Below are 14,011 nucleotides of genomic sequence, written 5' to 3' on the forward strand. Positions count from 1 at the left end.
CCTCATAAACCTGACTAAACAACTCAGGTAATCATACTCTTGTTGTGCGCACTTGAATAGCCGAGGGTACGTCATGGCCGCTCTCGATCCAAGGTGCGACAAGGCGCCCATACTTCGACCACCTCAACGCCTTGTGCATGCAATAAATTAGTCAGCTCTTTCATGGTGCTGCCGGTGGTGATCACATCGTCGAGCAGCGCCACATGGCGATAAGGCAGCGTTTTAGCCGTAAAAGCCTGATGCAGATTTTGCTGACGTTGGCGCCGTGTCAGCTGGGTTTGAGTCGCGGTGTGACGCTGCCTTTTAAGGCTGCGGGTGTCTATGGTGATGGGCAACATATCTCGCAGGCCAAGGGCAATTTCCTCCGCTTGGTTATAACCGCGGCGCATTTGTCGCCACCAATGTAAAGGCACCGGCAAGACAGCTTCTGGATAGGGTGGGCTAATGCTCTGCGCGAGTAACTGGCCTAGCAAGCGGCCATTAAGCCGCTGATGATGATATTTAAGGCCATGGATCAGGCCACTAAAGGGCGGTGCAAAATCCGCTAGCACTTGCATGCGCGCCCAAACTGGCCGCTCACGCTGGCAGCGGCCGCAGTGTGCATCATCGGTAGCCAGTGGAAAGGCGCAGTAGGTGCAAGGCTGAATGAGCTTGGGCAATTCATCTCGGCACTGATTACAAATTAAAGGCTGTTGCTGGCAATCGTGGCGGCACAGCAAACATTGGCCCCACCAGAGTGGGCCAGCTTGTACGTGAGTTTGTAAGTGAGTGAGCAGCCGTCTTATCATGAGCACTAGCCTCAACAGAGAAGAGTTATGAGTGTATACCTAGAAAGTCGCGGCCAAGGGCCAGATCTGGTGCTGGTGCATGGTTGGGGTATGAATGGCGCCGTGTGGCAGCCTTTGCTTGAACGGCTAGAGTCGGATTTTTGTCTGCATCTGGTCGACTTGCCAGGCTTTGGTCACAGCAAGCCACTGCCTGACGGCGCCCCATTATCGGATTGGTCGCAAGCTGTGTTGGATGCAGTGCCGCAACAGGCGGCTTGGTTGGGCTGGTCTTTAGGGGGCTTAATCGCCACCCAAGCGGCCTTGCAAGCGCCGAGTCGCGTTAGCCAATTACTGACCTTGGCTAGCTCGCCCTGCTTTGTGGCCAAAGATAATTGGCCGGGTATTAAGCCCGAGGTGTTAACGGCTTTTGCCGAGCAGCTGAGCGAAGATCATGAAGCCGTGATCAAACGCTTTTTAGCGCTGCAGGCCATGGGTAGCGAACACGCCAAGACGGATGTTCGCCAATTGCGGCACAGCCTCAATAATAAACCCAGCCCCCATGCCGATGCCCTGAGCGCAGGTTTAAACTTGTTGGCTGAGGTCGACTTGCGTGCGCAATTAACTGAGCTACAAATGCCGACCTTGCGTTTATATGGTCGACTCGATGGTCTAGTGCCTTATAAAGCCATTCCACTGGTAGAGGTTTTATTGCCGATCGCCAACCGACTGCAATATATAGAGGCGAAAGCCTCACATGCGGCTTTTATCTCGCATCCTGATTCCACCGCCGAGAAAATCCGCGCCTTTTTACAGCCTTGCTGTTAATGCGGGCGCGGCTTAACCCTTAACCGTGGCTTAATCAACGTTTAGATCTGGGGTAGCGCCAAAATGGCATCTGTCGTCTGCACGTCGGCAAAGGTATCGCTCAGTGTAACGAGCGACGCTTGATGCAAGAGGGCATGAGGTACCGTTTTGCCGTCTTCGCCAGTTAAATCGCGCGTGGCGCAGGCATCGTTGGCGACAATCACGTCATAACCGAGCGGTACGGCATCGCGTGTAGCGCCAGCTACGCAGGCGTGAGTCATCAGTCCGCTGATGATAAGCGTGGTAATACCTTTCGCCTTGAGTTGCGCGTCTATATCTGTGGTAGGAAATACGCTAACCGAAGATTTACGCACCACTAGATGATGACTGGCAGGCTGAATATCTGCATGAAAATCGACGGTTTCACCGTCTTCGGCAAAAATAGGGGTGCCGGCGGGAGTGACGTGCTGCACGTGAAATACCGGCATTCCCGCTTGATCTGCCATGGCAATCAGGCGCTTCGCGTTAGCGAGTGCAGCCTTACCGTCGGGAATGGGCATTTTGCCCTTGAAATACTCGTTTTGAAAATCGATCACCAGCAGTGCGGTATGCTTGGGGGTGATGCTGGCGGTGCGAGTGGCGCCGGTAAGCGCTCTAATAGTAGGGTGGCTCATCATGGTGATCCTATTGTGGGTGATATTAGTGAGCTCTCAGACCTTGGTGTAGGCCGCAGCGCTCTTGTGTCTCACCACTCTATAGCCTACCCTCGCTGCGCAATAGTGTCCCAAGTGACAATAATCGATGAGATCGGGCCAACATGATATCTGCACCAGAACACCGCATTGCCGTGATTGTTTTCGATGGCATCAGTCCCTTTCACCTCTCTGTGCCTTGTGCCGTTTTTGGTGATGATTTGGCCCAGCTTGGCGTGCCGCGTTACGATTTAGTGGTGTGTGCTGAGCAGATAGGCGTTATTCCTACGCTGTCGGGTTTTTCGATTAACGTGGCTCACGACTTGTCGGCAGTGTATAGCGCCGATACGGTGATTATTCCCGCGTGGTTCGATCCGGAACAACGGCCCTCCGAGGTACTGCTTAACGCTCTGCGGGCGGCTCATGCGCGCGGCGCACGTTTAGTGGGACTGTGTCTGGGCGCCTTTGTGTTGGCCGAAGCCGGTTTACTTGATGGCAGAACGGCGGCCACCCATTGGGTCTGGAAAGACGACTTCACGCGAAAATACCCTAAGGTTAATTGCGACTTCGACGTGCTCTATGTCGATGATGGCAATATTCTCACCTCAGCCGGTACCGCGGCCGCGATCGATTGCTGCATTCATCTGGTGCGGTGCGACCATGGGGCCGACGTGGCGAATCGTCTGGCTCGCCGTTTGGTAACAGCACCGCATCGTGGCGGTGGCCAGGCTCAGTATATCGAACAGCCGCTGCCTCAGTCTGTGGGCTGCGATCGCGTGGCTCAAGCCATGGCGTGGGCTGCCGATAACCTGACACAAGCGATCGGTCTGGATTTGATGGCCGAGCAGGCGGCAATGAGCCGTCGTAACTTTTCTCGTCAGTTTCGCAAAGCGACCGGCACTACGGTTAGTCAGTGGTTGCTGAGCCAACGACTGGCCTTGGCTCAGCGCCTGTTGGAAACGAGTGCACGTAATGTTGACCAAGTGGCTCATGACGCTGGATTTACCTCAACTGTGAGTTTTAGGCAGCATTTCTCGGCCACTTTCTCTATACCTCCCAGCGCCTACCGAAAACAGTTTCGTAGTTCAAGTCTCGCTGCTGCGGTAAAAAAGAGCGAATAATGCCATGCTAAGGTGCTCAGCAGCACCAATCTAAATGCCCTATTAATCAAGTGTTTGCGGTGAGTTAAGTAATAGATTACATCATCAATAAGCAGTGAGAGGTCTATCGCCGTGCGGCTTTGGCGGTCAGGTGTAAAAGAAGCCAAATTAACTCGCAGTAGCCATAATCAGATGATTTATGCAGGGAGGTTATGATGGCCATACCGGTAATATTACCTACGCTGGCGCCCAATGCCGCCGCTCCCACTACAGAAGCGGCGGCGGCCGATAAAGCACGTCGGCCGAGTATTGCGCAAATTACGGCGGTGCAGCCTTATGTAGCCATACGCCCCCGCCATCAAGACCGCGAGCGGGCTCGTCGACAGGCGGCATTGGAAGCTTGGCTTGGCATGCGTAAAGGTGAAGTGTGTTTGGTGGGAGCAAGCCCAGGTATGAGTCGGCGGATGCAGGTGATCAGTCGGCGTTATCAAAGCGGCGAAGATGAGGCCACGCTGGCACTGAATGTGGAAGTTTAAATGCAAGATGCACTACCTTTAAACTCTACGCAGCTTAAGCCGCATGAGTAAATAGTGGGGGCATATTATGGCTAAATATCAGTTACAGTTGACTCGCAAACAAACCGTGGCCGAAGGCACCATGGCCTTTTATTTTATTAAGCCCGACGGCTTTAGTTTTAAAGCCGGCCAGTGTGCGCAATTTACCTTAATTGATCCGCCGCAAACCGATGATGAAGGCAACAGCCGCTACTTTTCTTATGCCTCCACGCCCGATGAATCAGAGCTGATGATCGCCACCCGCATTAGAGATAGCGCTTTTAAACAAGTGTTAAGCCAGCTCGAACCCGGTAGCGAGCTAGTCATGAAAGGCCCGTATGGCGATTTTGTGCTGCCGGAGCAACGTAAGCGGCCTGTGGTGTTTATTACCGGCGGCATAGGTGTAACGCCGGTGCGCAGCATGTTATTGCACGCTATTCGTCATGAACAGTCATCCCCCCCGCAACAGCCGATCACGGTATTTTATGCCAATCGCCGCCCCCAAGATGCCGCCTTTTTGGATGAATTAACACTAGCCTGCATTAATAGCGCGAATACCAACTTAATCGCCACCATGAGTCAGCCCGACTCAGCCAACGCTTGGCCTGGCGAGCAAGGCTATGTTGATCACGCCATGCTAAAGCGTCATATCACCGACCTTAAGGCGCCTATGTATTATCTTGATGGACCGCCTGCATTAGTGGCGGCCATGAAAGCCATGCTGAGTAAGGTCGGCGTGGATGAAGAGCAAATACGCAGCGAGGAGTTTGCGGGTTACTAACAGCCAGCGCCGAGCTAGCCCAAGACGGTGTTTATCTTGATGCCGTCTTCCTGATGCACATCAGGATCTCGCTCTAGATTTTAGTGACTAAACCCTATTTGCCACGGAAGGCACGGACAAGTGAAGGAAAAATAGTGATCAGATCTGACAGTGATTATTAATGGTAAGAGCCAACCATCAAGTCATCAGTGGGCGAGCCCTTACCATTTAATATGTTAGTCCCTTGTCCCGTGAACTGCGTCCGTGCCTTCTGTGTTCTTTCGTGGCAAAAATAGCTCTTGGTTCTATGGCTCTGGCACTTAGCGCAGTCTTTGTGCTCCGGCAATAGATTTGGCGCCCTGCTGGGTGTAAAATTCGGCCACTTTGATGAACAGACCACTAACGAGAGCATCTCATGGGCAGAGCCTACGAAAACCGCAAAGATTCCATCTCCAAAACCGCGAATGCTAAGAGCAAAATCTATAGCAAATACGGCCGTGAAATTTACGTGGTCGCCAAGTCCGGCGGCGCCGACCCTGATGGCAACCTTAGCTTACGTGGTTTGATTGATCGCGCGAAAAAAGATCAAGTTCCTGCCCATGTAATTGAAAAAGCACTGCAAAAAGCCACCAGCGGCGCCGGTGAAGATTTCACGCCTGCCCGTTACGAAGGTTTTGGTCCCGGCAACTGTTTAGTGATAGTGGACTGCTTAACCGACAACCCTAACCGCACTATCGGTGACGTGCGCGTGTGCTTTAACAAAGTTAAAGCCAAAATCGGTACCTCGGGTACCGTGGGCCACATGTTCGATCATTGTGCCATTTTTGCCTTTGCCGGTGACGACGAAGACGCGATTCTGGACGTGTTAATGAGCGCAGATGTGGACGTGACCGATGTGGAATCAGAAGACGGCATGATTACCGTATTCGCGCCGCAAACTGAATATTTCAAAACCAAACAGGCGCTGCTTGAAGCTTATCCTGCTCTGGATTTTGAAGTAGACAGCATTCAGCATCTGGCGCAAAACACCGTGGAATTGGCAGGTGAAGACGTAGCCCTGATGGAGCGCTTCCTCGACATGCTGAACGACGTAGACGACGTACAAAACGTGTACCACAACGCGCAATTCTAAAGCGTCGGTATTCAGCGCCGGCGATTTAGGTTTCTAAAAACCCTCCGAACGGAGGGTTTTTTTATGATCTTCCTCACAATTTTGTTAACAAAAACAAAACAACTCGTTCATGATTAATCTGTGATCGTCAAATGTACGCTAATAATATTTTTTTATTTTGTTAATGATATCAGTATCTTGCTTTCTGAAATTTAACCTCGCCTCTCCTGTGCATCAAAAAATCATCTCTCAAGTCAGTATCGTTAGGGTAACTTTCGTATAGTTTATTGTTAACGATTAAGTTACATTTAAATCGTTAACAATAGATGTATTCTTTCGTAAACAAGGATAACCCGATGCGAATCAAGATTATCAACCCTAATACTACTCAGTCGTTTACCGATGCACTGCAGAAATTGGCGAATACTGTGTCTCGCCCTGATACCGAGATTCTCGCGGTCAGCCCAGCAAATGGCCCCGCGTCTATCGAAGGTTTTTACGATGAGGCCTTGTCGGTACCTGGCGTGCTGGACGAAATTACTAAAGGCGACAAGGAAGAAAATATCGACGCCTATGTGCTAGCTTGTTTCGGTGATCCTGGTCTGTATGCAGCTCGGGAGCTAACCGATAAACCTGTGCTGGGTATTGCCGAAGCCGCGTTTCACATGGCGGTGCTGAGCGGTGCCTGTTTCAGTGTAGTGACCACGGCGCCTAGAGTACGTTTCATGACCGAGCACTTGCTCAATCGCTACGGCTTTAGCGAACAGTGCAGAAATATCCGTACCACACCGATGAAGGTATTGGATTTAGCGACATCACCAGAAACTGCGATCGCAAAAGTAATTGCCGAATGCCTGTTAGCGATTAAAGAAGACCACGCCGAAGCAATAGTGCTAGGTTGTGCTGGTATGTCTCAGTATCGGGAGTATATCGAACAGCAAATTGGCATTCCGGTGATCGATGGCACGGTAGCAGCGGTCAAGCTGTGTGAGGCCATGGTGGATATGAAATTGGGCACCAGTAAAGTACTGACGTTCAACTGGCCACGACCAGAAATGGCTCCCCAAGGGCGCCAACTCAACATCGCCTGAGGCGATAACATGAGCACTGCACGGCTCATAGTGGCCGGCAGATGACGGGGAACTTAGCGCCCCGAGTAACGGAATACCGAGGATTTAACTATGGCTACTCAGAATATAAGCAATAGTGCCGCCATTCCCATGCAGGCAGGTAAGGCGAGGTCAGCAAAGGTGGTTGGAAGTAATGACAAGAAGGCAGGAGACGAGTCACTTGCGCCCCAGAAAAATAGAATTATGGGTAGAGTGTCTTATTTTCTAGCTTGGTTTGGTGGTTGTGTATCAATTGGCACCTTTACAATGGGGTCGAGTATTGTTGGCACGCTCAACTTGTTACAAGCTTGCATAGCGATCTCAATCGGTTGTTTTAGTATCGGTATCGCTCTAGCGTTGAACGGGGCTGCAGGTTATAAGTACGGCATTCCTTTTATGGTACAAGCTAGAAGTTCATTTGGCTTTGTCGGTACCCGTTTTCCAGGAATGGTACGAGCAGTACCGGCTATCGTATGGTACGGCTTTCAAAGTTGGATAGGTGCAGGGGCACTGAACGCAGCTTCAGCCGCCTTATTTGGCTTCGATAATCTAGTGTTGTTTTTCGTGGTATTCCAGTTTCTGCAGATTGGCCTGTCTATCCTCGGTTTTCAGGGTATTAAATGGTTAGAGAACATCGGTAGTGGCTTTATTCTAGTCGCGCTAGTTTATATGTTTTTCAGCGTGATAAATAAATTTGGTGATGATATAGCGACGAATTTGGTAAATGTTGAAGGCTCTTGGGGTTTACCATTTTGGGGAGCCACTATGCTGTTTCTAGGTGTTTACAGCACCATGATGTTGAATGTCAGCGATTACTCTCGTGAGCTAAAAGAAGGTACTAAGCCGGGTTGGTTAACGGTAATTTATTCCATGTCTATTCTGCCTTGTACTATTTTTATGGGGTTAATTGGATTGATGGTATCCGGCGCTACGGGTATATCTGATCCCATTCAGGTTTTCTCTAGCGCAGTTGATAATACACCGTTACTCGTTATTACTCTGTTATTTATTGCTTTTGCCCAAGTTACCACCAACGTACTTAATAACGTTATTCCACCCACCTATATCTTAATGGATGTGTTTAAACTGAAGTTTCGCACCTCGACCATTTTGGTTGGTTTGTTAGCTTTTTGTACTTTCCCTTGGAAGTTGGTACAGGAAGACTCGGCAGCAGGTTTACAGATTTTCGTACAAACGTACTCTGCATTCTTAGGTCCCATCTTTGCCGTCATGGTGGTGGATTACTTTATATTACGCCGCCGTAAACTGGAATTAGATAAGCTGTATGATGAAAATGGTCCCTATAGAGGTATCAACTATGGTGCTGTGATTGCGGTATTGGCTGGAGCTTGCGTAGCATTAACGTTCGTCTCTGTATCTTTGTATGCCAGTCTATTACCAGCCGGTATTGTTTATTACCTGCTAATGCAGTATTGGAAGCCCTGCCAGCGTTTCCGTTATTAATTCAGGTGGGGTCCGTTCAGCGGGCCCTATTTGTTTCAGACTCTGCTTATCTTTTAATATGCTTTCTGCAGCAATTGGTTGGAGTTTTATACTAAGGCAGAGCTGGTGCTGGGAGTCTCTCTGCATACAGACGCGATAGCGCAGTAACAGCCCGTTTAACTCGAATAAAACTGAACCGCGAAAGATCAACAGAACCTAGATAAGGAATACCGATATGGATGATCGCCTACTCGAAGTAAAAAGCCGAGATCCTTCTTTATATAACGAAGATTTAGCGCCCATTAAGCATAAAGACCGCAGTTGGGGTTGGTTTGAAATTTTTAACGTCTGGTCCAATGATATTCAGAGTTTGTTTGGTTACAGCTTAGCCGCGTCGCTGTTTTTGACTTACGGCCTAAATGGCTGGGCTGTGATGGCGGCCATTATTTTGGCCGGTTTTATTGTGATGATTTTGGTGAATCTGACCGGTAAGCCCAGCGTGAAATACGGTATTCCTTTTCCCGTGCTTATTCGATCTAGCATGGGTGTCAGAGGAGCGAACTTTCCGGCGCTGCTGCGTGCCATCGTGGGTATTTTCTGGTACGGCGTACAAACTTATTTTGCCTCGACGGCTGTGACGCTGTTGCTGACCGCATTGTGGGGGCCGAGTGAGGGCGCCGGCTTCCTCGGTATGTCGGCAACAGCTTGGTTGTCGTTTGTTATTGTCTGGCTGTTTCAGATTTTGCTGTTCTGGCAGGGTATCGACAAGATAAAGGTATTTCTCAATCTGGCAGGACCTTTGGTCTATCTGGTGATGATCGTGCTGATGGTGATCGTGTGGGTGCAGGCGGGCGACCAGTTACTGCCGGCAGTCAGTACCATATTCAGCAGTGATGGAAGTTATGACGGCAGCAGCCTGGCCGCATTCAGCGCCATTGTCGGCACCATGGTGGCGTATTTTGCCGCCGTAGTAATCAACTTCGGCGACTTTACCCGCTTCGTGCGCAGCGAACGGGAGATGAAAATCGGTAACCTGGTCGGCCTGCCGCTTAACGTCGCTTTTTTCTCTTTTATTGCCCTGATCATTACCGCTGGTACTCTGGTATTGTTCGGTGAGGCGCTGACCAATCCGGCCGATATTATCGAGCGAGTAGACTCACTGCCATTGACCATAGTCGCGGCGCTGACCTTCTTTGCCGCCACCGTGGGCATCAACCTAGTAGCCAACTTTATACCGCCTGCCTATGATCTGGCCAACCTGTTTCCAAAAGTGATCACCTTTCGGATTGGCGGCCTGATTACCGCCGTGATCGCCTTCTTTGTCGGTGCGTTCTGGGTATCTTTTATTAGTCAGATTGGTATTCCCGGTTTCGTGAACGCGCTGGGAGCCATAGTGGCACCTTTCTACGGCATCATAGTGGTGGATTACTATCTGGTAAAACGTCAGCAGCTGGATATGGAACAGCTATTTTCGTCTACTCCTACCGGTGCTTACTATTACCAAGGCGGCTGGAATATTAAGGCATTGCTGGCCTTTGGCATGGCAGCGAGCACGGGTTTAATATAATGCGCCCTAAACTATGACAGAGTACAACAGAAAGGGCTGCGGCCCTTTCTGTTTAACGAAAGCTACTATTATTGTTCACAATTTTACCTTGTGATAATCTAAGTTTGTTGTTTTTTTGACAAATGTGCAATTCTAGAGTCTGTCAGCTAGCTGACAGGGCCGTTAGCCAGACATTTGCTATTCATATCAAGGTAGCGCCATGCATAATAAAAACACAGAGCTGGATAAAGTTTATCAACGTATTTGGGAAGCAATAGTGGCCCACAAACTGCTGCCTGGCACTCGCTTGAAGGAAGATGAATTAAGTGAGACATTTGGTTTGAGCCGAGGGTTTGTGCGTAAGCTATTATTGCAATTGTCTTATCATAAATTAGTTAATTTGGTTCCTAATAGTGGCGCCTTTGTGGCCGAGCCTTCACCGGAAGAAGCGCGTGATATTTTTCAAGCTCGTCGCTTAATTGAAGCCGAGCTGGTGCGTGAGTTGGCAAGTAAGTGCACGGCACGCGAGAAAAAGCTATTGCAAGAGCACCTCGAGCAAGAACACAAGGCGATGGAGCGGGGCGACCAGAGTTTACGCATTCGTTTATCGGGTGAATTTCATCTGTTGATTGGTAAGCTGGCAAATAAGCCGGTGCTTACCTCTTTTCTTCATGAAATCATTCCGCGTTCTTCACTCATAGTGGCGCTCTACCAAGGGGCGGGGAAAGGTAAGAGTGGTCATGGTGGTTTGTCATGCAGTGAACATCATGCATTGTTAGAAGCAATTGCTAACCATCAAATAGAGCAAGCCGCACAGCTGATGATTGACCACCTCAACGAAATTGAAGCGCAATTACAGCTAGAACCTATTGTAGATAAGGGGGTTAACCTTAAACATATTTTCCCCGGCGTTTAATATCTCCTAAAGTAAGCAGCAAGAATAAATATCTACTAACTATGGAGTACTTTGGTTGATATTCGTTGTGCTAGTTTTAGGGCGACGAATATTAATATTTTTCTACAAGCTGTTTTTCACTAAGTAATAATTCATAACTTCTGTGGAGTTTTCTGGTTAGTTTGCTCTTTAAAAACGAAAGACTTTTTTGCCACGGAATCCACTGAAAAATAGTGATCAGATCTAAAAGTAGCTCTTATCCATCAACGGCTTTTGGGCTCTTGTCGCACGTGAACTGCGTCCGTGAGTTCCGTGTTCTTCCGTGGCAAAAAATATTTTTTTCATTTCCACATCTTTTATACCGATCTACTTATATAGCCAGCCTTAATACACATCTTCTCTATAGCGACCTTGGGTTTTAAGGTGTTGCACATCCAATTCAAGTGGCTCTAATATTTGCTCCAATGCCTCGGCGACGCTATTGGCCATATTACGCCCACCACATACCAACACCTGAGCGCCGGCCGCGATTAAGGCTTGTAGCTGCTCGCCATTGGCCGAAAGCTTATGTTGCACATAACTGCGATCCCCTACCCGAGAAAAGGCGGCATGCAGTTGCGTGAGCCTGCCATCATTCAAGTAGCCTTGCAGTTCGGCCTCGTATAAAAAGTCTGCCGCTGGATCTCGTCCACCCCAATATAAGTGGATTGGTCTGTGTTGCAGATTATTGCGAATAAAGCCCACCAGCGGCCCTATGCCTGTACCGGCGCCCACTAAAATTAGCGGCGTGTTGCCAAGCAAAGGCCTAAAAGTAGGATGCGGCTGAATAAAAGCGTCAATTGGTTCGCCCAGTTGTAAACCGTGCAAGAAGCTAGAGCACTCACCACCGGCATGTTTGCGCACACAAATTTCTAGCACGCCATCACTTGAAGCACAGGCTAGCGAATAGAGTCGTGCAACCGAGCTGTGTGGTGCATAAATGCCCACCAAGTCGCCAGCGAAAAAATGCGGTAAGCGAGCTGAGCGCCATAAACGTCGCCAAGCTGGGCGTGAGTTTGGCACTGCACCAAAGCGCAGCACACTGGTAGGGGTATCGCTGTGCACATCATAATCGACGCGTTCTACCAGTTGCAGCTGTGTAGTGGGTAGGCGCACGGCCTTATGCGCCAGCACTAACTCATGTCCTAACTTATGCCCCAATGCTTCACCTAGTCGGGTACCCCAGCGGGCGAAGGTTTGTGCCGATTGCCGATCAACCGTTTCTAGCGCTAATAAGGGCTGGCCACCACGCGCTAACATTGCCGCGTCTACGGCTTCGGCAAAGCGACAAAAATGGCAAAATTGTTGGTCACCAAAGCCTAATACCGCAAACCGCGCTATGGGTAGTTGTTTAAGGGTCGCCAAGCGATTTAAAAAATGACTAGCCGAGGCGGGTGCTTCGCCATCGCCATAGGTGGCGGTCAGCAGTAACAGCTGCTGCGCTTGGGGGTAGTGAGCGGCCAAGCTGTTCATGGCTGCGGTATGCACCTTATGGCCGTTTGCGGTGAGTACGTCATGCAAGGTGCGAGCAAAGCCCCAAGTAGTGTTAGCCTCGCTGCCCACCAAAATCACCGTATCTGCCGTCTTGGCTTGGCAATTATCCAGCAAAGAGGGCATGGCCTTGCGTCTTTGCCACCACGTTTGCAGGCCAGTTACGGCCAGAACCGGTACCGCTAAGGCGCTCAAGCCCAACCAAAGCCCTAACCACCAGAGTCCTTCTCCGGTATGCAGCTTGGTAATTAAGGCATAAATACCATGAGGCTTATCGTGAGCTGCAAAAGCCAGCTGCTCACCGTTATAAGGGTTTACAAAGCTGGCGCCCTGATGAGTGCGCAGTGAATAAACATCGCCCGAGTTATTAGGGTAGGGATAAATCAGCTCTTCTAACTCACTCACAGGCGTGGTTTGTAAGGCAGCTAAACTGCCGATGGGCAGGGTTTGGGCAAGAGCTTGGTTGGTGATTTGTGGAGGCTCGGGATCTGCCTGTGTGCCTTCAGGCACTAGCTCAAAAGTAACGGCAGACAAATAGAAGCCGGTAAGGGCGGATAATAGCAAGCCCAGCAATGCCACGCGGGCCAGCTCTGCGTGCCATCTTTTACTGCCGCTGCCCGCCAAGGGGCGCAGCACACGACGAAAACCACCTTGTTGGCGTGCCAAAAGCAAGGTGCCAGAGATGGCTAGCACCAACATCATAAAGGCGGCCACACCTACCGCTAAGCGACCTGGCGTATCCAGTAATAAAGAACGATGCAGATTTTTAAGCCAACGAAAAAAGGCTGACGGCTGATAGGGCGCAATCGCTTGTCCGGTAGAGGGGCTAACCCAAGCTACTTTCGCTTCTGTGGTTGGATTAGCCTCATTAGCTACATTTTCCTGATAATAAACCAAGATACCGCCTGAGGGCCGACGTTCAATTTGTTCCACTTTGGGGTAGTGTTGGGCGATACGCGCGCCCAGTTCTGCCACTGTTAATGGCCGACTGGCACTCAGCTCGGCACTGCTACGCTCTATGGCGGGCGCCAAAGACAGCAGAGCGCCGCTTAAGCTCAGTACCAACAGTAATAAGGTGGCCAGCCAGGCTGAGATGGAGTGGAGTTTTCTAAGCATGGCGAGCCTCCTAGGGCTGCATCGACTTAAACGGCGAAGCGCTAACGGTTAGGTCTTAACGAATAAAGCAGAGCTTATTGCAGCTGGTAAGTGAAAGACTTTACATAGCCTTTGCCTAGGGTGGCTTGGCCAGATCCTGCGCTAGTAAAAGGTGCTATCACTTCGGCTCTGTGTTCACGCTGATCTTCCACGGCCGTATCGATACGCAACTGGTAACCGGCATCTAGCCACTTATCAGGCACTTCAACTGTGGTGGTGAGCGTGTTGCCACTGGCGAGGCTGGCACCGGTTTTACCATCGTATGCCGCGGCTTTTAGGCCACTGCCGCGGGCCCAGTCACGCAAGTGCTTGTAATATTTCTTTTTGCCCCCGGCCACCCACAGCGTGTCTTGATACTGGCCGTTGGCGTCCGTGACATAAATCGCCACATAGGCACCGTCGCCTTTGTAGCCGTTTAACTCAGAGGTCAGGGTGACGGTTTTGGCCTGCGCCAGACTAGGCCAAGCAAGCAAGGCGGTGAGTGCGAGTAGTGCTGCTGTTTTTTTCATGATCAATCCCTCGTTATAACAAGTGTTGAGGCACCC

At 50.2% G+C, this 14,011-nt stretch carries 13 protein-coding genes; 9 read left to right on the plus strand and 4 right to left on the minus strand.

Annotation, left to right across the window (positions count from 1 at the left end; genetic code table 11):
* Positions 1–71: 71 nt before the first annotated feature.
* Entirely contained in the window at positions 72–788 is a 717-nt protein-coding gene (locus ACEN2G_RS04415) for a phosphoribosyltransferase family protein (RefSeq protein ID WP_442020256.1), read from the minus strand.
* 27 nt (positions 789–815) lie between these two features.
* Between ACEN2G_RS04415 and bioH the strand changes: the two genes are divergently transcribed.
* The gene (gene bioH, locus ACEN2G_RS04420; RefSeq protein ID WP_442020257.1) at positions 816–1,592 is read left to right on the plus strand and encodes a pimeloyl-ACP methyl ester esterase BioH; all 777 of its coding nucleotides are present in this window, start codon (positions 816–818) and stop codon (positions 1,590–1,592) included.
* A 41-nt stretch (positions 1,593–1,633) separates the two neighbouring features.
* Here the strand turns inward: bioH and ACEN2G_RS04425 are convergent, their stop codons facing one another.
* Complete coding sequence (locus ACEN2G_RS04425; RefSeq protein ID WP_442020258.1) at positions 1,634–2,245, minus strand: cysteine hydrolase family protein; 612 nt, start codon at positions 2,243–2,245, stop codon at positions 1,634–1,636.
* A gap of 143 nt (positions 2,246–2,388) precedes the next feature.
* Here ACEN2G_RS04425 and ACEN2G_RS04430 point away from each other — a divergent pair, with 143 nt between their 5' ends.
* The 8 genes from ACEN2G_RS04430 (at position 2,389) to ACEN2G_RS04465 (ending at position 10,802) form a co-directional block, all read left to right on the plus strand.
* Positions 2,389–3,384 carry a GlxA family transcriptional regulator gene (locus ACEN2G_RS04430; RefSeq protein WP_442020259.1) on the plus strand — a complete coding sequence of 332 codons (996 nt, stop codon included), beginning with the start codon at positions 2,389–2,391 and terminating at the stop codon, positions 3,382–3,384.
* A gap of 194 nt (positions 3,385–3,578) precedes the next feature.
* Positions 3,579–3,899 carry a hypothetical protein gene (locus tag ACEN2G_RS04435; RefSeq protein ID WP_442020260.1) on the plus strand — a complete coding sequence of 107 codons (321 nt, stop codon included), beginning with the start codon at positions 3,579–3,581 and terminating at the stop codon, positions 3,897–3,899.
* 67 nt (positions 3,900–3,966) lie between these two features.
* Entirely contained in the window at positions 3,967–4,698 is a 732-nt protein-coding gene (locus ACEN2G_RS04440) for a ferredoxin--NADP reductase (RefSeq protein WP_442020261.1), read from the plus strand.
* A 394-nt stretch (positions 4,699–5,092) separates the two neighbouring features.
* Complete coding sequence (locus ACEN2G_RS04445) at positions 5,093–5,809, plus strand: YebC/PmpR family DNA-binding transcriptional regulator (RefSeq protein ID WP_442020262.1); 717 nt, start codon at positions 5,093–5,095, stop codon at positions 5,807–5,809.
* A gap of 335 nt (positions 5,810–6,144) precedes the next feature.
* Positions 6,145–6,879, plus strand: coding sequence for an aspartate/glutamate racemase family protein (locus ACEN2G_RS04450; protein ID WP_442020263.1), 735 nt, complete (start codon positions 6,145–6,147; stop codon positions 6,877–6,879).
* A 90-nt stretch (positions 6,880–6,969) separates the two neighbouring features.
* Entirely contained in the window at positions 6,970–8,361 is a 1,392-nt protein-coding gene (locus ACEN2G_RS04455; RefSeq protein ID WP_442020264.1) for an NCS1 family transporter, read from the plus strand.
* 214 nt (positions 8,362–8,575) lie between these two features.
* Positions 8,576–9,907, plus strand: a complete 1,332-nt coding sequence (locus ACEN2G_RS04460; protein ID WP_442020265.1) for an NCS1 family nucleobase:cation symporter-1 — start codon at positions 8,576–8,578, stop codon at positions 9,905–9,907.
* 199 nt (positions 9,908–10,106) lie between these two features.
* Positions 10,107–10,802 carry a GntR family transcriptional regulator gene (locus tag ACEN2G_RS04465; RefSeq protein WP_442020266.1) on the plus strand — a complete coding sequence of 232 codons (696 nt, stop codon included), beginning with the start codon at positions 10,107–10,109 and terminating at the stop codon, positions 10,800–10,802.
* 363 nt (positions 10,803–11,165) lie between these two features.
* On the opposite strand, the gene ACEN2G_RS04470 is transcribed toward ACEN2G_RS04465, so the two are convergent.
* Positions 11,166–13,427: a PepSY domain-containing protein gene (locus tag ACEN2G_RS04470; RefSeq protein ID WP_442020267.1), complete on the minus strand. Its 2,262-nt coding sequence runs from the start codon at positions 13,425–13,427 to the stop codon at positions 11,166–11,168.
* A 74-nt stretch (positions 13,428–13,501) separates the two neighbouring features.
* Positions 13,502–13,975: a DUF2271 domain-containing protein gene (locus ACEN2G_RS04475; RefSeq protein WP_442020268.1), complete on the minus strand. Its 474-nt coding sequence runs from the start codon at positions 13,973–13,975 to the stop codon at positions 13,502–13,504.
* Positions 13,976–14,011: the final 36 nt, after the last annotated feature.

Origin of the sequence: Oceanisphaera sp. W20_SRM_FM3 (assembly GCF_052119705.1) — a bacterium.
GTDB lineage: Bacteria > Pseudomonadota > Gammaproteobacteria > Enterobacterales > Aeromonadaceae > Oceanimonas.